Origin of the sequence: Enterobacter cloacae complex sp. S3 (assembly GCF_014930495.1) — a bacterium.
Lineage (GTDB): Bacteria > Pseudomonadota > Gammaproteobacteria > Enterobacterales > Enterobacteriaceae > Enterobacter > Enterobacter asburiae_B.
Genome location: NZ_JADBRD010000031.1, coordinates 49,910 through 75,975 on the forward strand (window position 1 = coordinate 49,910; position 26,066 = coordinate 75,975).

Annotated in this window: 25 protein-coding genes; 8 read left to right on the forward strand and 17 right to left on the reverse strand. The window is 59.6% G+C overall.

Translation table 11 applies throughout. The features are described from left to right. Positions 1–28 precede the first annotated feature (28 nt). The 15 genes from dsbG to IM317_RS17865 form a co-directional block, all read right to left on the reverse strand. On the reverse strand, positions 29–787 hold the full coding sequence (gene dsbG, locus IM317_RS17795) for a thiol:disulfide interchange protein DsbG (protein WP_033145605.1): 759 nt from the start codon (positions 785–787) through the stop codon (positions 29–31). Between the two features lie 41 nt (positions 788–828). Continuing rightward, the gene (locus IM317_RS17800) at positions 829–1,440 is read right to left on the reverse strand and encodes a DsbA family protein (protein ID WP_033145606.1); all 612 of its coding nucleotides are present in this window, start codon (positions 1,438–1,440) and stop codon (positions 829–831) included. 7 nt (positions 1,441–1,447) lie between these two features. Beyond that, on the reverse strand, positions 1,448–3,472 hold the full coding sequence (locus IM317_RS17805) for a protein-disulfide reductase DsbD (protein ID WP_060568778.1): 2,025 nt from the start codon (positions 3,470–3,472) through the stop codon (positions 1,448–1,450). A gap of 47 nt (positions 3,473–3,519) precedes the next feature. After that, positions 3,520–3,891: a hypothetical protein gene (locus IM317_RS17810; protein WP_033145608.1), complete on the reverse strand. Its 372-nt coding sequence runs from the start codon at positions 3,889–3,891 to the stop codon at positions 3,520–3,522. An 87-nt stretch (positions 3,892–3,978) separates the two neighbouring features. Then, positions 3,979–4,539: an RNA polymerase sigma factor gene (locus tag IM317_RS17815; RefSeq protein ID WP_080277788.1), complete on the reverse strand. Its 561-nt coding sequence runs from the start codon at positions 4,537–4,539 to the stop codon at positions 3,979–3,981. Between the two features lie 5 nt (positions 4,540–4,544). Then, the gene (locus IM317_RS17820; protein ID WP_029741320.1) at positions 4,545–4,964 is read right to left on the reverse strand and encodes a hypothetical protein; all 420 of its coding nucleotides are present in this window, start codon (positions 4,962–4,964) and stop codon (positions 4,545–4,547) included. 149 nt (positions 4,965–5,113) lie between these two features. Continuing rightward, a complete protein-coding gene (locus tag IM317_RS17825; RefSeq protein ID WP_033145610.1) occupies positions 5,114–5,626 on the reverse strand; it encodes an AAA family ATPase in 513 nt (170 codons plus the stop codon). A 118-nt stretch (positions 5,627–5,744) separates the two neighbouring features. Then, the gene (locus IM317_RS17830; protein WP_049015109.1) at positions 5,745–7,295 is read right to left on the reverse strand and encodes a methyl-accepting chemotaxis protein; all 1,551 of its coding nucleotides are present in this window, start codon (positions 7,293–7,295) and stop codon (positions 5,745–5,747) included. 89 nt (positions 7,296–7,384) lie between these two features. Continuing rightward, positions 7,385–8,401, reverse strand: a complete 1,017-nt coding sequence (locus IM317_RS17835; RefSeq protein ID WP_029741322.1) for a LacI family DNA-binding transcriptional regulator — start codon at positions 8,399–8,401, stop codon at positions 7,385–7,387. Between the two features lie 28 nt (positions 8,402–8,429). Next, positions 8,430–9,836, reverse strand: a complete 1,407-nt coding sequence (locus tag IM317_RS17840) for a sucrose-6-phosphate hydrolase (protein WP_033145612.1) — start codon at positions 9,834–9,836, stop codon at positions 8,430–8,432. Then, positions 9,836–11,206, reverse strand: coding sequence for a sucrose-specific PTS transporter subunit IIBC (locus tag IM317_RS17845; protein WP_032656958.1), 1,371 nt, complete (start codon positions 11,204–11,206; stop codon positions 9,836–9,838). Before IM317_RS17845 ends, IM317_RS17840 begins: the two co-directional genes overlap by 1 nt. 66 nt (positions 11,207–11,272) lie before the next feature. Continuing rightward, positions 11,273–12,790: a carbohydrate porin gene (locus IM317_RS17850; protein ID WP_033145613.1), complete on the reverse strand. Its 1,518-nt coding sequence runs from the start codon at positions 12,788–12,790 to the stop codon at positions 11,273–11,275. A gap of 173 nt (positions 12,791–12,963) precedes the next feature. Then, the gene (locus IM317_RS17855; RefSeq protein ID WP_033145614.1) at positions 12,964–13,854 is read right to left on the reverse strand and encodes an aminoimidazole riboside kinase; all 891 of its coding nucleotides are present in this window, start codon (positions 13,852–13,854) and stop codon (positions 12,964–12,966) included. Between the two features lie 88 nt (positions 13,855–13,942). After that, on the reverse strand, positions 13,943–15,154 hold the full coding sequence (locus IM317_RS17860; protein WP_033145615.1) for a diguanylate phosphodiesterase: 1,212 nt from the start codon (positions 15,152–15,154) through the stop codon (positions 13,943–13,945). Between the two features lie 95 nt (positions 15,155–15,249). Further along, a complete protein-coding gene (locus IM317_RS17865; protein WP_033145616.1) occupies positions 15,250–16,731 on the reverse strand; it encodes an alpha/beta hydrolase in 1,482 nt (493 codons plus the stop codon). 266 nt (positions 16,732–16,997) lie between these two features. Between IM317_RS17865 and IM317_RS17870 the strand changes: the two genes are divergently transcribed. From IM317_RS17870 to IM317_RS17900, 7 genes are read left to right on the forward strand one after another with little or no spacing between them, the layout of a single operon-like run. After that, positions 16,998–17,852, forward strand: coding sequence for a MurR/RpiR family transcriptional regulator (locus IM317_RS17870; protein WP_033145617.1), 855 nt, complete (start codon positions 16,998–17,000; stop codon positions 17,850–17,852). Between the two features lie 12 nt (positions 17,853–17,864). Continuing rightward, a complete protein-coding gene (ddpX, locus tag IM317_RS17875) occupies positions 17,865–18,440 on the forward strand; it encodes a D-alanyl-D-alanine dipeptidase (RefSeq protein WP_033145618.1) in 576 nt (191 codons plus the stop codon). A 15-nt stretch (positions 18,441–18,455) separates the two neighbouring features. Beyond that, positions 18,456–19,988, forward strand: a complete 1,533-nt coding sequence (locus IM317_RS17880; protein WP_033145619.1) for an ABC transporter substrate-binding protein — start codon at positions 18,456–18,458, stop codon at positions 19,986–19,988. Positions 19,989–20,011: 23 nt separating this feature from the next. Beyond that, the gene (locus tag IM317_RS17885) at positions 20,012–21,034 is read left to right on the forward strand and encodes an ABC transporter permease (RefSeq protein WP_033145620.1); all 1,023 of its coding nucleotides are present in this window, start codon (positions 20,012–20,014) and stop codon (positions 21,032–21,034) included. Next, the gene (gene ddpC / locus IM317_RS17890; protein ID WP_033145621.1) at positions 21,031–21,924 is read left to right on the forward strand and encodes a D,D-dipeptide ABC transporter permease; all 894 of its coding nucleotides are present in this window, start codon (positions 21,031–21,033) and stop codon (positions 21,922–21,924) included. The genes IM317_RS17885 and ddpC overlap by 4 nt, the downstream gene beginning before the upstream one ends. After that, on the forward strand, positions 21,924–22,910 hold the full coding sequence (locus IM317_RS17895) for an ABC transporter ATP-binding protein (protein WP_193362516.1): 987 nt from the start codon (positions 21,924–21,926) through the stop codon (positions 22,908–22,910). Before ddpC ends, IM317_RS17895 begins: the two co-directional genes overlap by 1 nt. Beyond that, positions 22,903–23,832, forward strand: coding sequence for an ABC transporter ATP-binding protein (locus tag IM317_RS17900; RefSeq protein WP_033145623.1), 930 nt, complete (start codon positions 22,903–22,905; stop codon positions 23,830–23,832). The genes IM317_RS17895 and IM317_RS17900 overlap by 8 nt, the downstream gene beginning before the upstream one ends. Here the strand turns inward: IM317_RS17900 and IM317_RS17905 are convergent. After that, a complete protein-coding gene (locus IM317_RS17905) occupies positions 23,829–24,578 on the reverse strand; it encodes an SDR family NAD(P)-dependent oxidoreductase (RefSeq protein ID WP_033145624.1) in 750 nt (249 codons plus the stop codon). The two genes, IM317_RS17900 and IM317_RS17905, sit on opposite strands and share 4 nt — an antisense overlap. Positions 24,579–24,692: 114 nt before the next feature. Between IM317_RS17905 and IM317_RS17910 the strand changes: the two genes are divergently transcribed. Then, positions 24,693–25,598 carry a LysR family transcriptional regulator gene (locus IM317_RS17910; protein WP_033145625.1) on the forward strand — a complete coding sequence of 302 codons (906 nt, stop codon included), beginning with the start codon at positions 24,693–24,695 and terminating at the stop codon, positions 25,596–25,598. A gap of 23 nt (positions 25,599–25,621) precedes the next feature. On the opposite strand, the gene IM317_RS17915 is transcribed toward IM317_RS17910, so the two are convergent. Next, positions 25,622–26,050, reverse strand: coding sequence for an OsmC family protein (locus IM317_RS17915; RefSeq protein ID WP_023311893.1), 429 nt, complete (start codon positions 26,048–26,050; stop codon positions 25,622–25,624). Between the last annotated feature and the right edge of the window lie 16 nt (positions 26,051–26,066).

The following is a 26,066-nucleotide window of genomic DNA, read 5'->3' on the forward strand; positions in this document are numbered from 1 at the left end:
CAGAAACGCCCCGTTTCTGCCTGTTTTTTTACGGCTTCGGCCCGAACATCGCCTCAAGCTGCTGCGCATCCGGCATACCGACCACCTGCTGCAGCTCATTTTCCGCATTCAGATAGTAAATGGCCGGCGTGGCGTTAGCGCCCAGGCTGTCCATCAGCGTCTGGTGCTTCTGCAGGATCGCTACCGTTTCGCGGGAAGCCTCGCCCTCTGGCTTCGGTAATTTTTTGCCACCTGAAAGCTCGTATTCGCGCCAGGCCGAAACCGGATCTTTCGCATTCAGAATCGCCGAGGCGTTACGTCCGCTTTTGGGGTTGAGAAACGCCACCAGCAGCGTGTTGAGCTGCACCTTGCCCGCCTTCACCCACGGCTGCGCTTCGGCCCAGAACTGCTTGCAGTACGGACAGAACGGATCGGCGAAAACAAAGACCTTACGCGGGGCGTTATCCGCCCCTTCCTTCAGGGGATGCGCCGCGTTGAGGTTCTTCCACATCTCGCGTCCCATCGGGGCGTAGATCTCTTTCTGGAAATAGCCCTCGCTGAGGTTTTTTCCTTTGTCATCGTACAGATAGCCTGAGATGACGTGCTTGCCGTCCGGCGTTAAAAAGAGCGTCACGCCCATGTCCTGATACTGCCCCAGCCAGGCGGGCGCGCCGCCGGGCGCATCCAGCTTCTTGATGATTTTAATGTTCTGCTGCTCGCCGAAGTGCTTCACCACGTCCGGTATGGCTTCAGCCGCCTGCGCCAGCCCTGACGCCGTCAGCGCTGAAAGTAACAGTAATTTTTTCATTTCCCTCTCCGGTTTGTCGGGGGCATTCCGCCCCCTTCAGGTTAGCGGTTTTTCAGTGCGTCACTGACCATTTCGTCGAACTGTTCAAACGGCACCCAGCCGGGCAGCAGTCCCTCGCCGATGAGCGTGGCGGGCGTGCCCTGGATCCCCATTTTTTCCGCGACGATCAGGCTGCGCTTGATCGTCATCAGGCTCTCCTCATCCGGCGTCGCGACGCTCACGCCCGCCCGCTTCTGCGCCTCCTGAATGCTGGCGTCATCGTGGTACCCCTTTTTCGCCATCAGGGTGTGGTTCAGCTTCATAAACTGCCCGGGCTCCTGACGCCAGAGCGTTAACGCATCGCGCGCGGCGGTCAGCGAACTTTCCGAGCGGAAAGGTAAAAACTTAAAGACTACCGCCACGTCCGGGTGTTTTTCGACGATCTTCTCCAGATACGGATCGAATTTTTTACAGTACGGACAGTTGTAGTCGGTAAACACCACCAGGGTGAGCTTTGGGTTTTTCGCGCCGATGCGCGGAGAGTTTGGATCGTTAAACAGAAAATCATACACCATCTTCTGCGCCCGCTGCTCCTGGTCCGGCGTCAGCGGCTGGGCAGCGAACACCTGAACCGGCGCCAGCAGGAGCAGAAGCGTAATAAGGAGTTTTTTCATAATACGTTTAGCCTTTTGCGTTATTCAGGGTGGCGATCAGAGTGCGCTTGTCCAGCAGCGGCGAGAGGATTTCCCCCTCAGGCAGACCGGGGCCATACGCTGCGTTAAACGGAATGGCGTAACGGTTTCGCTTCGCCAGAAAATCGGCGATAAACGCGGACGGCTGGCTCCAGTCTCCGCGCAGGGCCACCACGTCCGGCTGGCGCAGCGCGGCAATAACGTCCGGCTGATTCAGCACCCGATGCTCGTTAACTTTGCAGGTCACGCACCAGTCCGCCGAGATATCCACAAACACCCGTTTTCCCTGCACCAGCGCCTGCTGGATGGCCTCCTCGCTGAGCGGCTGCCACGGGATGGTCTGCGCAGCATTTTGTGCCGGAGCGGCAGGCGGCGCGTTAAGCAGCCCGCGCGCCTGATACCCACCAAACGCCGACAGCGCGATAACCACGAGCCAGAACAGCGGTGAGGATTTTTGCCCCTTCAGCGCGAACAGCGCCAGCGCGACGGCGATGAGCACCAGCATCACAATCTGGCTGACCGCCTTGCCCAGATGCACGCTCAGTAATGTTGCCAGCCAGAGGCTGGAGGCGAGCATCATCAGGCCCAGAACGACTTTTAGCGTGTTCATCCAGCGGCCGGGTTTCGGCAGCAGCATGGCCGTTTTCGGCACCAGGGCAACAAACAGCCACGGCAGGCTCATGCCCACGCCGAGCATCAGGAAGATCAGCCACAGGGAGTGTAGCGGTGCGCCAAGGGCAAAGGCGACCGCCGTACCGAGGAACGGCGCGGAGCACGGCGTGGCCAGCAGCGTGGCGAACATCCCTTCGCAGAAGCTGCCGCCAATCCCCGATCCCCCTGCCGTCGCCAGCCGTCCCGTGGCGGCGGAAGGCAGCAGCATCTCAAACGCGCCAAACAGGTTTAGCGCAAACAGGAAGGTGACGGCGACCATCAGGCCAATAAACCACGGGTTCTGGAACTGAATGCCCCACCCCAGCGACGCCCCGGCCAGCTTAAGCGCGGTCACCATCCCCGCCAGCAGCATAAAGGAGGTGAGGATCCCGGCGCTGGTGGCCAGAAAGCGCAGCCTGATGGCGCGCCTGTCCGATCCCGCCTGCAGGATGCTGTTAAGCTTCATGCCCATGACCGGCAGCACGCAGGGCATCAGGTTGAGGATAAGCCCGCCCAGCAGCGCAAAGAGCACCATTTTGCCCGTCCCTTCAGGCGCAGAAGGTGCAGCAGGCGTCGCGCCAACGGTCATGGTGGTTTGCTGCGCATTGCCGCCGCTGGTCAGCACAAACGACAGCCTCTTGCCCTCCAGCGAGGCGGGCTTGTCTCCCCATTCGTCGGTCACGGGTACCGTCACCCGAAGGGTATTGCCGTCGTGTTTGATGACCGGCTCGCCGGGAAGAATGTCCCCCTCCAGCGGGTCAAAGTAGATCCCCGGATTATCCCACTTCCCGTCCGTCGTGCCGGTAATCACCAGCTTGTCGCCAGCGAGCCATGCGGAGAGATCCCTGGATACGCCTGACGTACCGGGCACGGCGCGCATCGCCTGCTCGAACTCGCTACGGAAGCCCTCGTCCGCCGGCTGGGTAAAATAGAGGTGCAGCGGGTAGTCCGTCAGCAGACAGACGTTACTGCACGTGGAAAGCGTGAGCGTCCCATCGAGCGTGTCGCCCTTCACCCCGTCGAGCGTAATCGGGATAGTGACCTTGTCGTGATAGCCCTGCGTGGTCATGTCGGAGATATCGAAGCGCGACGGGACCGGCCAGGACCAGCTATCCGTTACGCCCTCCGGCCAGCTGATTTTCGGCGCGACGCCGCCCTCGCCCGGCGATCGCCAGTAGGTTTTCCAGCCGGGCTTTAGCTCAACGGTTAGCAGGCCTTTAACGTGCGTTTGTTCCCTTTCCGCCTGAAAGCGGATGCGGGCGTGATCGTTTTGTGGGGAAACCTGCCAGCCGGTGTCTGCCGCATGGACAATGCCGATGCAGGACAGCCACAGGAAGACGAATCCCCTGAAGAGGTTAACCATGTTTTACTCCGTGAACAGTGAAAATTATCGTGTGAGGACGATGATTTTCATTCACGGAAAACGCAGTTTTTAAGGTGTATTCGGGGAGGCGGCGCCTGAACGGGCTGTTCTGCGGGAGCCAATGCCCGCCCTTGCGTAAACAGCTGCAGCAGCGCGAAGAAGATAATAATGGCCGGCAGCGCGCCGTCGAAGAACAGCGGCTGGGCGCAAAGCAGCGAGTGTGCGCCCAGCTGGCAGGGCGACGGGCCGGGCTGTTCGGTATTGCTGCTTTGAGCCGGGGCATCTGCACTCAGTGAAATTTGCGGATCCAGTCCCTGTAAAAAATGGTTGAGCATCACCGCACGCTGCACGAGGCAAAGCGCCATCGCGAGACAGGTGACGATCAAAAGCCATTTTCCGAGGAGCTGACGGTTGCGCATAACGTTCCAGAGTAACAAGACGCCCCGATCATAAACGATAGTGATGAATCTACAAGTGCCGGAAGTGTAAGGTTTTGTCTGTCGCCGCTATTCGCCCGTCAGCGCGTCATAGACGTCGCGCAGCCGCGTGCGCAGAAACAGCACCGCCTTGTGCTTGCGGGATAACAAAGCCTGTTCGCTGGCACCGGTCTCCTCTGCCAGCATTTTAATGCTGTAGCCGTGGAGTTCGGTCTTTTCAAACACCTCCCTCTGCGGCGGTGGAAGTTCAGACAGCGCCTGCCCCAGCTCTTCCCACAGCAGCGTTTTGAGGTACTCCTCTTCCGGCGTGTGCGGCACGCCGAACAGGGTTTCGGCCAGCTCGTCCTCGGGGAAACCCTCTTCGTCTTCGCCCGTAAAATAGCCGGAGAGCGACACTTCGCGCTTTTTACGCGCCCGGTCGGTCATCTCGTTACGCGCCGCGCGGAACAGCCAGGCGGCGACGTTTTCGACCGGCTGCTCCACTTTCATCAGCTGATACGTCACTTCCTGCAAAATATCGTCGGCATCATCGCGGACGGACGTCCGTCCGCGAATGAAGGCTGTCAGCCGGGCGCGGCAGGCATTGAGCGCCGACATTAGCATGGATCCGCCCGCCTCCCCGGCTTTCATTTCGCTCACTCTGCTTCCGGCGCTTTTGGCGTGGCGTCGTCGCGCTTATCGTCACGATGACCGTGCCAGCCGCAGTGGCCGCGACCGTGGCGACCAAACCCTTCGCGGCGCTGCTGAATAAACGCCTCGCGCTGTTCGGGCGTCATGTTCATCCAGCGCTCGTGCATCCGGCGGTGCGCGCCAAACATCCCCGGGCGGAAACCTAATCCGCCAAACAGAATGCGGCTCAGCACCAGAATGCCCAGCGCCTGCCAGAAGCCAATGGCCTTCACGCCGAGAATCGCCGGGAGCAAGGCGTTCCACAGGGTCATCACCACCAGGCCGAGCACGATGAAAATCACCGCGCCGATGACTAAGCCCTTACCCATACGGTGGCGACCGAATCCGCGCCCGTGACCTCTGTCGTGCATATCAAAATCTCTCATGGTGTTTACCTCGTTTACAGTAACTGATTATGGCTTGTGATGAGGTAGACGGATGAGGGAGGGAAATATTGCTGGGGTGAATGAATAATTTTGCGGAGAGCGTATTTTCACACGCCCCGTGAAAGCAATTGCTGGCGCTTGTTCACCGTTTAAGGCCGGTTTAGAGCGATCTTAATTTCCAGGATTTTATCTGCACACTCTGCCGCTGATAACAGGGCGGTGTCCAATATGAGATGTTCTCTCTCCCAGGGGGCATACTCACGGTTTTTTACCCGTTCCCAGTCAGGAGGCGTGAGTCCCGGGATATCAGATACTCTGTTCTCTACGCGATAACGATGTTCTTTTTCGTCTGAGCAGACAATTTCAACTTCCAGGAAAGGGACATTCAACGACAGAGCAATATTGCGGAAAGCATCTCGCACAAGGTTAATATCATTAACGGAATCGGTCACAACGGTGGAGCCGAGCTTAAGATTCTCACTTGCTAAACCATAGATGGCAAAATAGCCCTCCGGCCCCGTTTCCTCACCCGGTTCATAGACTGAACGAATGGCCTGCTCAACAGTATCAACCCGCAGATAGACCGCCCCCAGCCTTTGAGTAACTATTTTTGCAACGGTGCTTTTACCACTGCCGGGTAGCCCACTAAAAATAATTAACATAATTTTCCCTGGTGATAATTAATATTAGATTTGTGCTGCCTATAGAGACGTCCTGAATTATACAGAAACGGTTACACCAGATACAAAAAAGGCTCCCTGCGGAGCCCCCCTCATACAATCAAGCCTGCACCGGCAAACTAAAACTCGAAATACTCCGCGAAAGCTGCTGCGCCTGCTCTTCCAGCGAGGCCGCTGCCGCGGCGGACTGCTGCACCAGCGCGGCGTTCTGCTGGGTCACGCCATCCATCTCGGTCACTGCCTGGCCGACCTGGCTGATCCCGCGGCTCTGCTCTTCGGAGGCGACGGAGATCTGCTCCATCAGCGTATTCACTTTATTCACCGACGAAATAATCGAGTCAATCACCTCGCCCGAGCGGCTGACCAGCTCTGCTCCGTTTTTCACGCTGGAGACAGACTGCGCAATCAGGCTTTCGATGTCCTTAGCCGCCACCGCGCTTTTCTGCGCCAGGGTGCGCACTTCGCTGGCCACGACCGCAAAGCCACGGCCCTGCGTTCCGGCGCGCGCCGCTTCAACCGCCGCGTTCAGCGCCAGAATATTGGTCTGGAAGGCGATGCTGTTAATCACGCTGGTAATGTCTTCGATACGCTTCGAGTTCGCCGCGATGGTGTTCATCGTGTCGATCACTTCACGGGTCACCGCTTCACCTGTGTGGGCATTTTTCACCGCGTCCTGCACCAGTTTCCCGGCCTGGTAAACGTTGTCGGTATTGTTCGCCACCGTCGCGCTCAGCTCTTCCATGCTCGCTGCCGTCTGGGTTAACGCCGAAGCCTGCTGCTCGGTACGTGACGCCAGGTCGATATTCCCGGAGGCAATCTCCTGCGCCGCGTGCGTTACGGTATGGCTCGCATCGCGCACCTGGGCGATGGTCGCCAGCAGCGCCTGACGCATCTGCTCCATTGAGCTCATGAGATGATCGATTTCGTTATGTGCGCTCCCCTTGACCGGTACCGGAACGTCCAGCTTGCCCGCCGCAATCTGGCTGCAGTGCTCGCGCGCCAGGTTAACCGGCGCAAAGACAAAGCGCTTCATCAGCAGGCTGACGGCGACAATCACCACCACAAACAGGCTGGCAATAGCGGCAATGATCGCCAGGCCTGAGACGAAGTTACTGCTCGCATCTTCGTTCAGGCTTTTGGCATATTTCTGGTGGACGGAAAGGACCTGGTCGAGAACGATCTCGTACTGGCGGTCGAGGCGGGAGACTTCCGGGATCAGCGCGTTAAATTTGGCCACATCGTGCGCCTCGGCGGCATCGATCAGCGGCGCCAGCCCCTGGTTGCGGTAGTTTTGCCAGGCGTCCTGATAGGCAGTCACCAGCGGCGCTTCATCCGTCAGACGCGGCGAAGCCATAAAGGCCGCAAAGGCGTGGTCCGCTTTGGTCAGCGCCTCCTTCACGGCGGTTAACTTTGCAGCCCCGTCTGCCGAGTTGCCCGCTTCCACCATCTTCACATACTCCATCACCCGCACGCGCAGCGTACGGCTATGGTTGATGGGGTCAATAATGGACAGCACAACCTGGATCTCTTTGTTAACGTTATCCAGGGAATTATTACTTTTAATGATGAGGCCAACGCTGGTGACAGTGCTGACAACAAAGAAGAAAAGCAGCGAGAACAGGACGATCAGGGACGACTTTTTCAACGACATAAACCAATACCTCAAGGAAAATTATTCCTTATGGTTATCGGCCATTCCAAAACTTAAATTAATTAAAGTTATTGAAGTATCGAACCGGGCTATTTCGCTGGCTTATAGCGTCGCTGCAGGGTGGCATTGAGCTTGCGCTGCAACGGCTGCGGCGTCTCCCCTTCGATCAATTTGCTAATCAAATCAAAGCAATGCCACGCCAGCTGGCGGTTATCCTGACGAATGGTATCCACCGGGATTGTCAGCGAATCGTAGAGATAATGATCGTCAAAACTGGCTAACCTGATATCACTTTGCAACAGGTTGTGCTGGCCCATATAGCGCAGCACCCCTTCCAGCAGCCCGCAGGCGGCGGCGAACAGCGCTTTCGGCGGACGCCCCAGACGGGCGCAGAGTTCAGCAAACATCTCGTAACCGGAGCTCGGGTGATAGTTGCCGTGAATGATCCACTCGGGGCGCAGCTCCACGCCCGCCTCTCGCAGACCTTGCTTAAACCCTTCCAGGCGGTCGCGCGTCGGAGAAAGGCGCGGCTGGCCGCCGAGGAAGTAGAATTCATCAGGGTGCTGGCGCGCAATGTCGGCCACCAGTTCCGCCGTCGGGGTAATGGAGTCGGTGATCACCAGCGGCAGCGCGCTGTCGTTGATGTGGCGGTCAAACAGGACAACGGGCAGCTGCTCGCTCAGCTTGTGGTAGTCCGCATCGTTAAGCATGCTGGAGGCCACAATCAGCCCGTCCACCTGACGCGCCACCATGTTGTTCACCACCACCGTCTCCTGGCCCGGGTTTTCATCGCTGCAGGAGATCAGCAGCTGAACGCCCGCCTCGCGGCACAGCGTCTCCAGCTCGTGAGAAAACACGGCAAAACCGTAGTTGGTGATCTCCGGGACCACCAGACCAACGGTGTGGCTGCGGTTATCGCGCAGCGACCGGGCGTGAATGCTGGGCTGATAGTGGTGCTCTTTTGCAATCGCCAGCACGCGCTCGCGCGTCTCTTCCGCCACGCGAAGCTCTTTGCTGCGCCCGTTGAGGACCAGGCTGGCGGTGGCTTTTGACACGCCCGCCAGCTCCGCGATGTCTTTAATGGTGACGCGTTTTGTTTTTCTCACAACGACTTAGATCCGGCTGCCAAAACCCTCATTCTATCATGCAGGCGCGCAGCGACCAGTAGCGTAATGTGATATCGGACGCACCTTCGAATCGCACCCGGGCCGGATGGTCAGGAAAATAGCGGCTGCTCATCACCCCTTCACCGTGATTGATGAAGATTTCAACGCTGGAGCGGTCGCAGAGAACGCGTAAATGAGTGACGTCGCCCTGCCAGTAGCGGGTCAGCGTTTCACCGGTTTTCAGGCTCGCGCGTTCAAGACGTATGCCCTGCTCATCGACCGTAAGACGCAGCGCGCCGCCAAAATCGACATTCACCTGCGATGCGCCCAGCTCAAAGTCCAGGCGCGTCGCGTCCAGGTCCGGCGCCTCGCTGGCGCGCCCCTGCCAGCGCTGCTCATCTTCACGCAGCGCCGCCAGCTCGCGCGCCGGGGTCTGCCAGAGCCTGCCGTCGCGATAGCGTAATTCGCGCGGGCAGGTCATCTGATGCATCCAGCCGTGCGCCCGGGTTGGCTGAAGCATCTCTTCCCCGTCCGGTACGCCCATCCAGCCGATCAGAATGCGTCGGCCGTCTTCCGCCAGCGTCGTTTGCGGAGCGTAAAACTCAAAGCCCGCGTCCAGCTCGCGCAGGTCGCCGTGATCGAACGCGGCGTTTGCATAGTCAAACGCCCCGCTCATCCAGGTCGCCGGATAGGTGTTGAGATAGCGATGCGGCTCGCGCGCCAGCCCCTGCGGACAGCTGATTAAGATGTGCGTTCCGTCGAGGGCAAACAGGTCCGGACACTCCCACATATACCCCGCATCCGTCAGGCCGTTAACCCCGTGACCGGCGATCTCCCCGCAGGACGCCCAGGCGTGCAAATCGGCTGACTTAAACAGCAGCACCTTGCCGCGCTTTTGCAGATCCTGCGCGCCGAGCACCATGTACCACATCCCGTCGTGCTGCCACACCTTCGGGTCGCGCACGTGGCCGGTATAGCCTTCCGGCAGCGCCAGCACCGGCCCCAGCTTCGTAAAGGTCCCGTCCGGCTGTTCCACTGCGAGGCACTGCCAGGCGGTGCGGCTGCCGTCATCGAACTTGACGTTGCCGGTATAGCACAGGGTTAAAACGCCATCGTTATCCACGGCGCTACCGGAGTAGCAGCCGTTGCGGTCATACTCTTCATCCGGCATCAGCGCCAGCGGCTCGTGCTGCCAGTGCACCAGGTCCGCAGAGCTCCAGTGCCCCCAGCATTTAAACCGATGCTCGCAGTCCAGCGGGTTCCACTGATAGAACAGGTGGTAGCGGCCGGCAAACCAGATAAACCCGTTGGGATCGTTCATCAGCCCCGTCACCGGCGCGGGGTGCCACTGCGGATAGTGGCTATCCGCCAGCGCCCGCGGCTGACCTTTCATAACGGCCTGCAGGATCGCAGGCCAGCGGGAAGGTAACGTCATTATTCAGAGTCCGTTTTATATTTCAGCAGCAGTGAGACGGTAAACGCCACGCCGAAGGCAATCACCATACCGATAATATAGTTGAGCAGCGAGCTGGCCTGCACGATGGCCATGCCCGGAATAGCGGTCAAACCAACGGCGGTCATGTACACATGGACTGAGACCACCCAGGCCCCGCCCACAGCGCCGCCAATCAGCGCGGCGATAAACGGCTTAACAAAGCGCAGGTTGATACCAAAAATGGCCGCTTCGGTGATGCCCAGCATCGCAGAGAACGCCGACGGCAAGGTAATGGCTTTGATTTTGGCATCTTTGGTTTTGAACCACACCGCCAGACAGGCGCCGCCCTGCGCCACGTTCGCCATGGCCCAGATCGGCAGCAGGAAGTTCACGCCAATCGACGGGTTGCCCAGCAGCCCGGCTTCGATCGCGTGGAAGCTGTGGTGAATACCGGTGATCACAATCACCGAGTAAAGCCCGCCGAACAGCAGCCCGGCCAGCCAGCCCGCGTGTTCAATTAGCGTGCTCAGGATAAAGGAGATGCCGTCGCCCAGCGCGCGCCCCGCCGGGCCGATAATCAGCAAGGCGATAAAGCCGGAGATAACGACGGTGAGGAACGGCGTCAGGATCAGGTCTAACGCGTCCGGGATCGCGCGGCGCAGGTTTTTCTCCACGATGCTCATAAACCAGACCGCCAGCAGCACCGGGAACACCGTGCCCTGATAGCCAATCATCGCAATCTCAAGGCCGAAGAAGTTCATGGTATGGAAGCCGGAGGCCACGCCCCAGGCGTTGGTCAGCGCCGGGTGCGTCAGAATGCCGCCCAGCGTCGCGCCGAGATACGGGTTACCGCCAAATTCCCGCGCGGCGGTAAAGCCGATCAGAATAGGCAGAATGATAAACGCCGCGGAGCTGCACATGTCCAGCATGATGTAGAGAGCGTTATCGGCATTGACCCAGCCGTAGGTTTTCACCATGCCGAGCAGGCCCATCAGCAGGCCGGATGCCACAATCGCGGGAATGATCGGGACAAAGATGTTGGAGAGCAGACGGGCAATGCGCTGGAACGGGTTCAGCTTGCGCGCCGCCAGATCCGCGGCCTCAGATTTACTGGATTCGCTAATCCCCGCCGCCTGAATAAACGCGGCGTAGACCTTGTTGACCACGCCCGTGCCAAAAATCACCTGCATCTGTCCGGCGTTACGAAAACAGCCTTTTACGCCGTCGACCTTGCCGATCGCCTGCTGATCGGCAAGCGCGTCATCAACCAGCACCAGACGAAGACGCGTTGCGCAGTGCGCCGCGCTGGCGATATTTTCCTTGCCACCGAGCAGCGGAATAAGCTCGCGGGCGATTTGATTAAAATCCATAGATACCTCTGCCTGACTTCTTTTTATGATGTGCGAAACGCTCCCGCCGGGCGGGAGCGTGATGGGTTAAAACCAGGTTTCCATCTGGACCCCAAAGTTCCATTCCCCGCCGGCGTTGAAGCCGCTGCTGCCAAAGGCATCATCGCTGGCGTAATGATCCAGTTTGCTGCTCCAGTCCATCCAGGTGGCAAACAGGCGCAGCTCCGGACGGCTGAAGAAATCGCCGATTTTGCTCGCTTTTAACGTCGGCGCAAAGGTCAGCTTGTAGAAACTGCCGTTGACGGCGTTGCGGTCCTTATAGCCTTCCGGATTTAAATCCATGTACTGATAGCTTCCCTCAAACGCCAGGGCGAAGTTCTGCGTCACCTCTTTAATCAGGCGGGTGTTAAGCGTCACCCACTCATAGCTGTCGCCCTTGACGTAGCGATCTTTACTGCTCTGCGCCAGGACGGCGGGCGCAACGCTCCAGCCGCCGCCGATTGGCGTGACACCGTAACTTGCGAAGCGCCAGGTATCCGCCTCAGACAGCAGCGCGCCGTCGGAACCGATGCTTTTTACTTCCGCACCCAGCCCGTGACCGTACAGCAGCGCCGTTTTGGCTGTCCCTTCCCGCAGGCCGTAGAAGCTCTCGTTGTGCAACCCGACCAGCGCATGAACGCCTGTATTGGCGGCGTCAGTTTTGATGAGATCGCCGTTGGTGTCTTTACGGTCGTCGTTATCCTTCGCACGCAGACCGCTCACCATCAGCTGGAACGGTCCGGCGAAGTGGTTCATGCTGAGAATATAGTTCTGAACGTTATTGTCGGTCTGCTCCACGCTGCCGAAGTTGCGGCCGTAGATGGAGAAGTTGCTGCGCAGCGAATCGTTCCATTTCACGTCGTAGACGCCGCCGCCGGTACCGGCCAGGAACACCACGTCGGAGTCCAGCCAGTGAATATCAAAGTTGTCGCGGTCGAAGCGTTTACCCGCCCAGAAGGTGCTGCCCTTCAGCGCGCCGGTAAAATCAGGCAGGTTGCCCAGCTCCGCGAAGGCCTGGCGAATATTGAGATCGCTGGTATCGGCTGACCAGTCGTTATAGGTTCGCTGACCGTCGGCCAGCATCGCTTTAAAGCGCGTAGTCGCCCCGTTATCCAGAGTTTGCTTGTGCTCCAGGTTCAGCTCGACGTAGGTGTCGGCTTCGTTACCCAGACGCCCTACCGCGCCGCCGGTTTCACCGGCCGGGGTCAGATAAGGACCGCTTTTGCTGCTGGAGGCCGCATCGTTCATCAGAAGGCCCGAACGGGCGTAGCCGTGGAACTCAAACCCGCTGCTTTGATCCGCCTTCTTCTCCAGCGCGGTGGTGCGCTGCGCCACCGCCTGGGCTGTCGTTTGCGTCTGCTGCTGGGCGGCCACCAGCTGCTGCGTTTTTTGTTCCGCATCGGTGGCGCGTTTCTCAGCCACCTGCGCACGCGTTTCCGCAGCCTGGAGGCGCTGCTCCATCGCGGAAAGACGCGCTTCGATACTTGTCATATCCGTCTGGGCAAAAACAGAGGTACTTCCGGCCAGCATGCCTATCATCACGGCAAGTCTGCGTTTTTTATACATTTTGTCGCATCCCTAAAAGAAGTCATTAAACGTGCTAAATTGCTAAACCGGTTTAGGTTGCTGATACTAAACCTATGAATTTTGGATCGGCAATCTTTTTTGCTAAACCGTTTTAGTAAGTGTGATCGAGGCGACAATTCAGGCCGCCGGATGGCGGCCAGTGAAGGAGGGAATTACAGATCGTGCTGCCACGGCAATGCGGTCATTGCCCCTTTGGCCGTGGTGGCTAATGCGCCGCAGCGCTGGGCTAAGGCGATGACCGGCGTCAGATCCTGCCCGGCGGCCAGCCCGTAGAGCAGCCCCGCCACAAAGGCATCGCCCGCGCCGGTGGTATCGACACATTCGACGGGCGTTGCCGGATAGTGCTTCACGGCGCCGTCATGCCAGGCGATCACCCCCTCTTTTCCCTGGGTGACCAGCACCAGACGCGCCGGGCAGCGCGCCATCAGCGCGTCCAGACCGACGTTTACCTCTACATCTCCGGTTAGAAACGCCAGCTCTTCGACGGAGAGTTTCACCACGTCGGCACTCTGCAGGGCCTGTTCCAGGCAGCGACGCAGCGCGTTCTCATCCGGCCAGAGATCCGGGCGAATATTGGGGTCGAAGCTGACGTAACCGCCCGCCTCGTGAATGGCGGCCATCGCCTCAAACGTCGCAGAACGGCTCGGCTCTGCGCTTAATGCGATGGAACAGACGTGCAGCCACTCCCCGGCGCTGAACGTCGGCAGATCGGCGGATTCGAGAAACAGATCGGCGCTCGGGCGCACCATAAAGGTAAACGAGCGTTCGCCCTGGTCATCCAGATCGACCACCACCGTTGAGGTGCGGTGCGCCGGGTCAAGGCGCATAGACTTCACGTCAACCTTTTCGTCAGCGAGAGTTTTCGCCATAAAGCGCCCGAAGGGATCGTCGCCAACCCTGCCGATAAAGGCGCTCTGGCCGCCCAGCCGGGCAATACCGACCGCAACGTTTGCCGGTGCGCCGCCGGGACACTGCAGCAATCTGCCTTCTCCATCGGGCAGCAAATCCACCACCGCATCGCCAAGTACCCAGATTTTTTTCATGTGATCCTCGTAGCTAAACCATGTTAAACCGTTTTAGCTATTTAAGCACAGGCAGGACGAAGGGGAAATAACGCGGGAGGAAAATTGGCTAACGCACCAGATGCGGCCAGTGAATATCACCGACGCCATTAAGCTGCGGGCGGGCAAACAGAAAGCCCTGGAAGCGGCGGATCCCGGCAGACTCGAGCCAGCACCACTCCTCTATCTTCTCGATCCCTTCGGCCACCAGGGTAATTTCCAGATCGGAGCAACAGCTGACGATGGAGCGCACAATCGCCTGCTTCGGGCCGCTGAGGTGGATATCGCTGACTATCTCCCGGTCGATCTTAATTTTGTCCGGCTGAAAGCGGGTCAGCAGCGAAAGACCGGCATAGCCGGAACCGAAATCATCGATCGCCAGGCCAATCCCCTCACCGCGAAGCTGCTTGATGGCGCTATTGAACTGGTTGAAGCCGGAAATCATCTCGTTTTCCGTCACTTCAATGACTACCTGCTCCGGCTGCAGCCCATGTTTTTTTATCTCGCTGACCAGGAATTCCACGGCGTTGGGAACATTCACCAGCGACATCGGCAGCAGGTTTACCGCAATCTTATGGCTGCCAATCCCCAGTTTTTCCGCCAGCGCAAAGGCATACGCTTTCGTCTGGAGATCGACTTCGTAGATTTTGTCCGGGTCGAGGGTGCTGAAGAAATGCTCCGGGCTGCCGCCGTCGTTGCCGCGGATAAGGGCTTCAAGCGAACTGATCTTCCCTTCCGAGGGCTCAACGATGGGCTGAAGCGCAAACTGACAGGTTTGGTTGGCCATCAGCCCCAGGTGTTCGCCAAAGGGGAACACCTCGGGTGAAAGCGTCCATTTTTCAGGTATGTAGCGTGCACCCGACAGGGCCGGACGTTTACCCGTGATAAACGTCTGGATAAATTTGAACACCCGGTCATCGGATGTGAGATAGCTGTCCAGCTTGCTGTAATTCAGAACCGACTGCAGCACCTCTTTCGGTGACTGCGTCTGCAGATCGAACAGCAGCATACCGACGTTTTCGAAGCGTCTGCGCGGGCCATAGTCCCGCATCAGCTCAACCACTCCACTGTGCCGCTTGTCGTCACGGATTTTATGGAACAGCTTAAGCACGTTCTCTTCCGACCCTTCGAGGATTTGCAGCACGTCACTGCCTTTTGCGAGCAGAACCCCGGTGATATTCAGACTGGCATTGCGGATCCGGGCGCGCTCCACCAGTTCCCGCAGCTCGGTGGAGGGGCGGGATAAATTCAACTGGCTTCGGTAAATCAGAGTCGTCAGCACAAAAATGGGTTCCGATGAGAAAGAGAGGTGCCTTGAAGCTACTATTTAACATACTTAATCAATGCGACCTAACATATTCACACCACAGGGGAACGTTACTTTTCCCCGTTGCCAATTCGGCTGTCTATCCTCTCCTGCATATAGTCGTAAAACGGGTTCGAGGTCACCCGCATAAGCGCCTCTTTCCCGACGCTCAACACGGAGGTTTCGCCCCAGAGCGCAATTTTCCCCAGGCTGATACCGTAGCGGTTTTTCACCCGAGGCTCACGGCCATAGAGATCGTCATCCGGCGGGAACGGCACCGCTACGTGCGACAGGGAATAGACATCCTGCGGCCAGGACTGCGCAAACGGCACGACCGTCTCCCGGGTGCTGCCTGCCGGAGTGATTTTCGCCACCGTCGAGAAACTGTGTGCGTCCGAATTAGTAATAATAGTGACACCGTAACGCCTCTGCGCAACCGGCAGCAGCGCCGAAGTTGCCGTCCACGACGACGGTTTGAACAGCGGACGGAAGCTGGCTGCCTGATTGATGTCAAACACCACCAGCTCGCTGCCGTTGGCCGGAAGCTGGTCAAACAGGCCGGTCACCACCGCGCGGGTGCTGACCGTGGAATCCATGACCGACTGGAACGCCAGGATCGGCGGCAAATTCGCCAGCCTGTTGTCACGCGCCTCGCGGCCGATTTGCTCCTGCAGGGCCTTCGTCAGAAGCCATGACTGGCGGGCGGCGTTCACAGGGAACGAGTTATATTTGTACGGGTTATATTCCGGAGAGATATTCAGCCACGCCGCTTTGGCAAACGCCGGCAGCAGCGCCGGTAACCCGGCGAAACCGGCAAACCGCGCAAAGGCCGTCACGCCAATCATAGGTGAGAGCAGTATCACCTGCTGCGGTTTACGCAGCGCAGGCGCGTCCAGCGCATCGAGGGCATATTTCATCGCCAGCGCCCCGCCGTTGGAGTAACCCACCAGATGCAAAGGCGCAGCCTCGCCCGCCAGACGCGTGGCTTCCCGCACCGCAAGACGCGTTGCCGCGAGCCACATCTCCCAGTCGACGTCCGTCAGCGCGCCGGGCGCGGTACCGTGCCCGGGCAGACGCGGGACCACGGCCACAAAGCCGTGCTGTTGATAGTTCACGGCAAGCCGCCGGACGCTGTAAGGCGAGTCCGTCAGACCGTGCAGCAGCACCACCGCGCCGCGCGGCTTTCCGGCAGGCATCAGCACAAAGGAGCGGTTGGCATCGGGCGTAAACTGTCCCGGCCACACCAGGCTCTGGCGATAATAGCGGTTTAACGGCGTGCGTTCCTCGCCCTCTGTTTTCGCCGTCACCGCATTATCAAGATCGGCGAAAATGGCGTTTTCCCGGGCGATATACCGGGCAAAATCGGCGTTATCCATTTCGCGCACGGACATCTCATCGGCCCGCCAGGTATGCCACAGGTGCAGTTCCGGTCCCTTCTGTGAGAGATAGACCCGAACCGCCAGCAGGACGACCAGCACGATCCCGACGACCATCCCTATTTTCTTTGCAAGCGCCATCAGGCGCACGCTGACTCGCCAGGGCAGATTTGCCATGCCGGGATCCCTTTTATATTCACAGTACATCTATCTTATCAAAAATGTGAACGGACTGACGTATTCACCAAATTCATACCTGCCGCGTCAGACAGTGCACCAAAAGTGAACTACGCTGCACAAATGTTGATCATTGGTTAACTAAATATTGCATGAAGTTTACTGCACAGCGGGTTTCACCCACCCCGTGAACATGGCACGCGTCATGCATTGTTAACCAGGTAACAAAAATTCGGCCTTTGACAGCCTGTTAACAGCGAGGCGGTATGACGACGAAACCTGAGATGTTGAGCCGTATCGAAGCGACGTTCAGCCAGCTCACGCCCAGCGAAAAGCGGGTCGGAAGCTGGCTGCTGGCGCACGCCGCGCAAATCCCGTTTGAAACGGCGGAGAGCATCGGTCAGGCCAGCGGGACCAGCGGAATTACCGTCGGACGCTTCCTGCGCAAGCTGGGGTATCGCAACCTGGAAGATGCCAAAAAGAGTCTGCGCGATCCGTATCAGCCCTGGGGCATGAACGAGCGGCTGGACTCCTGGCAGCAGCAGCGCCCCCTTTCCAGCCGCCTTCAGCACGCCCTGTCGCTGGAAGTGGATGCCATCACGCAGGTGTACCAGCTGGCGCAAACGGACGCCTTCCGTCAGGTGGTGCACAACCTCGCCCACGCCGACGCGGTGTTCGTGCTGGGGATCCAGTCCACGCGCGGGATTGCCAACGCCTTCTTCAGCCACCTCGAGTACCTCCGCCCGCGCGTGAGCTATTCGGAAGGCGCTTCCGGGAGCTGGGTGGAATCACTCAACTCGGGGTTTTCGCACCCGTACGTCGTGCTGACCGATACGCGCACCTACTCCGCGATGGCCCGCCAGTACTGCCGCGTCGCCAGCGAGAAAGGCATTCCGCTGGCCTTGATCACCGACATCTGGTGCCCGTGGGCGCGGGATTACCCGATGGATTTACTGCAGGTGAAAACCGATACCGGTCACTTCTGGGATTCGCTTGCCCCCGTGAGCTGTCTGTTCAACCTGCTGCTGTCGGGCGTGGTGGAGGCGCTGGGTGAGGCGCTCCCGGCGCGTCTGGCGGTAAACCGGCAATTACAACAAGAGTTTGGTCAATTCGAACGCTAAAGGAGCGGAGCTATGCCCGAAGAGAGTGAACTGATTGATGTGGCGAAGACGTTTCCCACGCTGCATATCGATCTGAAGTACGCCACCGCCGACAACATCACCGGCCGTCCGATCTATCAGGAGGCGCTATGCCTGCTGCATACCGACGCGGCCACCGCGCTGGCAAAAGCCATTAGCATTGCCGCGCTGGCCGGGCTGAAGCTGGTGGTGTACGACGCCTATCGGCCGCAGCAGGCGCAGGCCCAGCTGTGGGATGCCTGCCCGAATCCGGAATACGTGGTCGACGTGGCGACTGGCTCCAATCACAGCCGCGGTACGGCCATCGACGTCACCCTGATGGATGAACATAACGCCGTGCTGGATATGGGTGCCGGTTTTGACGAAATGCACGACCGCTCGCATCCGTATCACCCCTCCGTGCCGCCGCACGCCCAGCGCAACCGTCTTCTGTTGAACGCCATCATGTTCGGCGGTGGTTTTGTGGGTATCAGCAGCGAATGGTGGCACTTCGAACTGCCGAACGCCGCCAGCTATCCGCTGCTTGACGACCGTTTTGCCTGTTTTCCCCTGACGCACACTTCTCTCTAAACCTGGAGCACTGCCATGAAAACATCGCTTCTCTCGACGCTGATCGCCGCCACGCTGGCCCTGAGCGCACCGCTGGCGCTGGCTGCGGTCCCGAAAGACATGCTGGCGATCGGTAAAGCCGCCGACCCGCAAACGCTCGATCCTGCCATCACTATTGATAACAACGACTGGACCGTCACCTATCCGTCCTACCAGCGTCTGGTCAAGTACAAGCCAGGCTCTACCGAGGTGGAAGGCGATCTGTCGACGGGCTGGAAGGCGTCTGACGACCAGAAAGAGTGGACCTTTACCCTGGCGGATAACGCGAAATTCTCCGACGGCACGCCGGTCACCGCCGAGGCGGTAAAACTCTCCTTTGAGCGCCTGCTGAAGCTCGGCCAGGGGCCGTCTGAAGCCTTCCCGAAAGACCTGAAAATTGATGCCGTCGATGACCATACGGTGAAGTTCACCCTCAGCCAGCCTTTCGCACCGTTCCTCTACACGCTGGCAAACGACGGGGCGTCCATCATTAACCCGGCGGTGCTGAAGGCCAACGCGGCAGACGATGCTCGCGGTTTTCTGGCGCAAAACACCGCCGGTTCCGGGCCGTTTATGCTGAAAAGCTGGCAGAAAGGCCAGCAGCTGATCCTGGTGCCTAACCCCCACTGGCAGGGTGAAAAGCCGCACTTTAAGCGCGTATCGGTGAAAATTATCGGTGAGAGCGCCTCGCGACGACTGCAGCTTTCCCGCGGCGATCTGGACATTGCCGACTCCCTGCCGGTCGATCAGCTTGCGGCCCTCAAGCAGGAAGGCAAAGTCGCCGTCGCGGAATACCCGTCCCTGCGCGTGACTTACCTCTATCTCAACAACAGCAAAGCGCCGCTCAATCAGGTGGATTTACGCCGGGCCATCTCCTGGGCGACGGATTACCAGGGGATGGTGAAAGGCATTCTGAGCGGCAACGGCAAGCAGATGCGCGGCCCGATCCCGGAAGGCATGTGGGGCTTTGACGCCACGGCAATGCAGTACAGTTTTGACGAGGCCAAAGCCAAAGCCGCGCTGGAGAAGGTCAAAGACAAACCCGCCAGCCTGACCTTCCTCTACTCGGACAACGATCCGAACTGGGAGCCTATCGCCCTCTCCACTCAGGCCAGCCTCGGCAAGATCGGCATTAGCGTCAAGCTGGAAAAACTGGCCAACGCCACCATGCGCGACCGCGTCGGAAAAGGCGATTACGACATTGCCATCGGCAACTGGAGCCCGGATTTTGCCGACCCGTACATGTTCATGAACTACTGGTTCGAATCGGACAAAAAAGGGATGCCGGGCAACCGCTCGTTCTATGAGAACAAAGAGGTCGATTCCCTGCTGCAGGCCGCGCTGAAAACCACCGACCAGGCGGAACGCACCAAAGATTACCAGCAGGCGCAAAAGGTGGTTATCGACGAGGCGGCCTACGTTTATCTGTTCCAGAAAAACTACCAGCTGGCGATGAACAAAGAGGTCAAAGGCTTCACCTTTAATCCGATGCTCGAGCAGGTGTTCAACATCGCCACCATGAGCAAATAACGGTTCTCGCCGGGGGAAAGTGTATGACGTTCTGGAGCATAGTGCGCCAGCGCTGCTGGGGGTTAATCCTGGTGGTGGCCGGTGTCTGTATTATCACCTTTATTATTTCACACCTGATCCCCGGCGATCCGGCCCGTCTGCTGGCCGGCGACCGCGCCAGCGACGAAATCGTGCAGAACATCCGCCAGCAGCTGGGGCTGGACCAGCCCCTGTATGTGCAGTTTGGCCGCTACGTGGACGCTCTGGCGCACGGTGATTTAGGCACGTCCATCCGCACCGGACGCCCGGTCGCGGAAGACCTGAAGGCCTTTTTCCCCGCCACGCTGGAGCTGGCCTTTTGTTCTCTGCTGCTGGCGCTGGTCATCGGCGTGCCGCTGGGGATTTTATCGGCGGTGTACCGCAACCGCTGGCTGGATCACCTGGTGCGTTTAATGGCGATGACCGGGATCTCCACGCCGGCCTTCTGGCTCGGGCTGGGCGTCATCGTGCTGTTCTACGGGCACCTGCAGATCCTGCCGGGCGGCGGCAGGCTGGACGACTGGCTCGATCCCCCGACGCACGTCACCGGATTTTATCTGCTGGACGCGCTGCTGGAGGGCAACGGTGAGGTGTTCTTCAACGCGCTTCAGCACCTGATTTTACCCTCGCTGACGCTGGCGTTTGTTCACCTGGGGATCGTGGCGCGCCAGGTTCGCTCGGCGATGCTGGAGCAGCTTAGCGAGGATTACATCCGCACCGCGCGCGCCAGCGGCCTGCCCGGCTGGTACATCGTCCTGCGCTACGCCCTGCCGAATGCGATGATCCCGTCCATTACCGTGCTCGGGCTAGCGCTGGGCGATCTGCTTTACGGCGCCGTGCTGACCGAAACCGTCTTTGCCTGGCCGGGCATGGGCGCCTGGGTGGTGACATCCATTCAGGCGCTCGATTTCCCTGCCGTAATGGGGTTTGCCGTCGTCGTTTCGCTGGCCTACGTGCTGGTTAATCTGGTGGTCGATCTGCTTTACCTGTGGATTGACCCGCGAATCGGGCGCGGAGGTGCCGAATGATGTTAACGCAGGAAACGCCCGTCCCGGCTAAAACCGCCGGACAACGCATCAACTGGGCAAAGCTGTTCTGGATGCTGCGTCAAAGCCCGCTCACGATCGTTGGCGGCGTCATTATGATTGCGATGCTCTTCCTGATGGTGGCTTCGCCGTGGATTGTGCCGCATGACCCGAACGCGCTGGATTTGACCGCACGCCTGCAGGCGCCGTCTGCGCAACACTGGTTTGGTACCGATGAGGTGGGACGCGACCTGTTCAGCCGCGTGCTGACGGGCAGCCAGCAGTCGATTACCGCCGGGCTGGCGGTGGTGGCGATTGCGGGCGGCATTGGCTCGCTGCTGGGCTCTTTTTCCGGCGTACTGGGCGGGCGCGGCGACGCCATCATCATGCGGGTGATGGACATCATGCTCTCCATTCCTTCCCTGGTGCTGACCATGGCGCTGGCCGCCGCGCTCGGTCCGAGCCTGTTCAACGCCATGCTGGCGATTGCGATTGTCCGCATCCCGTTTTACGTCCGCCTGGCGCGCGGGCAAACCCTGGTGGTGCGCCAGTTTACCTACGTTCAGGCCGCCCGCACGTTTGGCGCGTCCCGCTGGCATTTGATCCGCTGGCATATCCTGCGCAACGCCCTGCCGCCGCTGATTGTGCAGGCTTCGCTGGACATCGGCAGCGCCATTCTGATGGCCGCCACGCTGGGGTTTATCGGCCTGGGCGCGCAGCAGCCCACCGCCGAATGGGGGGCGATGGTGGCCGTTGGCCGTAACTACGTGCTGGACCAGTGGTGGTACTGCGCCTTTCCCGGTGCGGCGATTTTGATTACCGCCGTGGGCTTTAACCTGTTTGGCGACGGTATCCGCGATCTGCTGGATCCGAAATCGGGAGGAAAACAGTAATGACCGAACCGGTATTACGTATTGAGGACCTGCACCTGAGCTTCCCGATTTTTCGCGGAGAGGTCCACGCGCTGAACCACGTCTCGCTGGAGATCGGCAGGGGCGAAATTGTCGGCGTGGCGGGCGAGTCGGGGTCGGGTAAATCCGTGACTGCCATGCTCGCCATGCGGCTGCTGCCGGAAGGAAGCTACCGCATTCATCACGGTCAGGTGAAGTTACTCGGTGAAAACGTCCTGACGGCGTCCGAGAAGCAGCTTCGCCAGTGGCGCGGTGCACGAGTGGCGATGATTTTTCAGGAGCCCATGACCGCCCTCAACCCGACGCGGCGGATTGGCAAACAGATGGTGGAGGTGATCCGCCAGCATCAGCCGCTTTCGCGGCGCGAGGCGCAGCAGAAGGCGATTACCCTGCTGGAAGAGATGCAAATCCCGGACGCGAAGCAGGTCATGGAGCGTTATCCGTTTGAACTCTCCGGCGGCATGCGTCAGCGGGTGATGATCGCCCTTGCCTTCTCCTGCGAGCCGGAGCTGATCATCGCCGACGAACCGACCACCGCGCTGGACGTTACCGTCCAGCTCCAGGTGCTGCGATTGCTGAAGCATAAGGCGCGGGCCAGCGGTACCTCGGTGTTGTTTATCAGCCATGATATGGCCGTGGTGTCGCAGCTTTGCGACAGAATGTACGTGATGTATGCGGGCAGCGTGATCGAGAGCGGTGCCACGCAAACGCTGATCCACCGCCCCGTGCATCCCTATTCCATCGGCCTGCTGCGGTGCGCCCCGGAAAACGGCCAGCCGCGCGACCTGCTTCCCGCCATTCCCGGCACGGTGCCCAACCTCAGCCAGCTTCCGCAGGGTTGCGCCTTCCGCGAGCGCTGCTTTGCCGCTGGGGCGAAATGCAGCGAAACGCCGCGCTTACAGCCCAATGGCGCAGAAGGCCAACAGGCTGCCTGCTGGTATCCACAACGGGAGAAACACCATGTCTGATGTACTGCTGGAACTGGATAGCGTGCACGTGAACTTTGCGGCGCGCAAAAACTGGCTGGGCCGCGTAACGGAACAGGTCCATGCCCTCAACGGGCTCGATCTCCAGATCCGTCGCGGGGAAACGCTGGGCATTGTCGGTGAGTCCGGCTGCGGGAAAAGCACGCTGGCCCAGCTGCTGATGGGCATGCTTAAGCCCAGCACCGGCGCGTGCCAGCGGGCGCACCACGCGGGCGGCATGCAGATGGTGTTTCAGGATCCGCTCTCCTCCCTCGACCCGCGATTGCCGGTCTGGCGCATCATCACCGAGCCGGTGTGGGTGCAAAAACGCAGCAGCGAGCGCGTGCGCCGTCAGCTGGCGGAGGATCTGGCGCTGCAGGTGGGCATTCGCCCGGAATATCTCGACAGGCTTCCGCACGCCTTCTCCGGCGGGCAGCGCCAGCGTATCGCCATCGCCCGGGCGCTCTCCTCCGACCCCGATATTATCGTGCTTGATGAACCCACCAGCGCGCTGGATATCTCCGTGCAGGCGCAAATCCTCAACCTGCTGGTGAACCTGCAGCAGCAGCGTAATCTGACCTACGTGTTAATTTCGCATAACGTCTCGGTGGTCAGACACATGAGCGACCGGGTGGCGGTGATGTACCTCGGGCAGATTGTGGAGCTGGGCAGCGCCGCGCAGGTGCTTGGCGAGCCGCGCCATCCCTATACCCGTCTGTTGCTCGACTCGGTTCCCCGCACCGGTGAACCGCTGGATGAAAATCTGGCGTTGCGCAAAACGGAGCTTCCCGGCAACCGTCATCTGCCCGAAGGCTGTTTTTTCCGCGACCGTTGTCCGATGGCAGCGCAGGGGTGTGAACAGCCGCAGCCGCTACAGCCCTCACGCGAGGGCCGTAACGTGCGCTGCTGGCGCAGTCTGGGTTAAATTTGGGCCATCCCGCCGTCCACGAACAGCTCGGTGGCGTTAATAAAGCTGGCCGCGTCGGAGGCCAGAAACGCCACCGCTTTCCCCACCTCACCCGGCGCGCCTAAACGCCCCAGCGGTACCTGCGCGGCCAGCGCGTCGTACAGCCCCTGACGATGTTCTTCCGGCACCAGATCGCCGAGACCTGGCGTTTTGATCGGGCCCGGGCTCACCACGTTGACGCGGATCCCGCGGCCCTGCAAATCCAGCGCCCAGGAGCGGGCAAAGTTGCGCACGGCGGCCTTGCTGGCGCTGTAGACGCTGAAGTTGGCCGTCCCTTTAATGGACACCGTCGATCCGGTCAGAATAATCGACGATCCGGCGGACAGCAGCGGCAGCGCCTTCTGCACCGTGAACAGCACTCCGCGCACGTTGGTGCCAAAAATCCGGTCAAACTGCTCTTCGGTTATCGCGCCCAGCGGCAGCATATCGCCGCCACCGGCATTGGCGAACAGGATATCAAGACGGCCTTCTTCTTTGGCTATCCTGGCATAAACCTCATCCAGATCGGCAAGCTTTGAGACGTCCGCGCGAATGCCCACAGCATCAGAAGCAATTTCCGCCACCGCCGCGTCCAGCTCGGCCTGACGACGACCGGTGATGTACACCTTCGCGCCCTGCGCCGCCAGTTCCTGCGCCGTGGCAAGACCAATGCCGGTGCTGCCGCCGGTGACCAGTGCAATTTTTCCTGAAAGAGTCGTGTTCATGTCATTTACCTTTTGTTGGGTTTGCGTTGGACAAACTTTAGCCCTTGCGGCATTAGTGAAAAACGGGCAAAAATGAAAATGACTATTCACAAACAGAAATAATCCGAGGTCATCATGGACCAGCTCATGGCGATGCGCGCCTTTACGCGGGTCGTGGAGTCCGGCAGTTTTACCCGCGCGGCGGACTCGCTGAATATGCCGATCGCCACGCTGAGCAAGCTGGTCAAATCGCTTGAGTCGCACCTGGAGATACGCCTTCTGCACCGCACCACTCGACGGGTGGTCGCGACGCCTGAAGGGATGGAATACTATGAAAAAGCGCTCAGGGTCTTGATAGATATCGAAGATATCGACACCTCGTTTCGCGTTTCCCGCGCGACGCCAAAAGGGCATTTGCGGGTTGACGTGGGCGGCTCCACCGCCCGGGACGTGCTCATCCCCCTGCTTCCGGAATTTATGCAGCGCTACCCGGAGATCCGCATCGACCTTGGCGTGGCCGACCGGCCGGTCGATCTCATCAGCGGTAACGTAGACTGCGTGATCCGCGGCGGGCCGCTGGACGACTCGACCCTCATCGCCCGTCATCTCGGTAACGCCGAAATGGTCACCTGCGCGACGCCGGGTTACCTGAAAAATCACGGCGTCCCGGCCTATCCGCAGGAGCTGCGCAACGGCCACAAGCTGATTAGCTATCTCTCGCCCGTCACCGGACGGCCGTTTCCGTTTCGCTTCCGGCAGAACGGCGAGGCGCTGGAAATCAACATTCCGCACTATCTCGGCGTCAATGAAAGTAATGCCCATCTGGCGGCTGCCGCGGCGGGGCTGGGGATCGTTCAAACCTTTGAGTATTCGGCAAAGTCGTATTTACAGGCGGGCACGCTGGCGGCGCTCCTGGGCGACTGGCGCCCTGCCGCGTATCCGTTTCATGTGGTTTACCCGCAGAACCGGCATTTGACGCACCGCCTGAAGGTGTTTATTGCCTGGCTGGCGGAGGTGTTCCCCGCCGCGCTGAAGGGATAGCCGGGCGCAAACCCGGCTGTGGCTTAATTGAGCTTATAGTCCAGCGTAATCTCGGCTTTCAGGAGCTGCGAGACCGGACAGCCGGCTTTTGCTTTCTGAATAATGCCGTCGAACTGCTGTGGGGCGATGCCGGGAACGGTCACCTTGCTTTTCAGGGCAACTTTAGTGATGGCAAAGCCGCCGTCGGTTTTATCCAGAGACACGTCCGCGGTGGTATCAATGGAATCGGCGGTATAGCCCGCTTCGCCGAGCATCAGCGACAGCGCCATTGAGAAGCAGGCCGCATGTGCCGCGCCAATCAGCTCTTCGGGGTTGGTCCCCTTTTCGCCCTCAAAGCGGGTATTGAAACCATAAGGCTGCTGATTGAGAACGCCGCTCTCGGTGGAAACCGTTCCTTTTCCGCGCTTAATGTCGCCAGACCAGTGTGCCGAACCGTGCTTATGAATAGTCATTCTTGCTCTCCTTTTG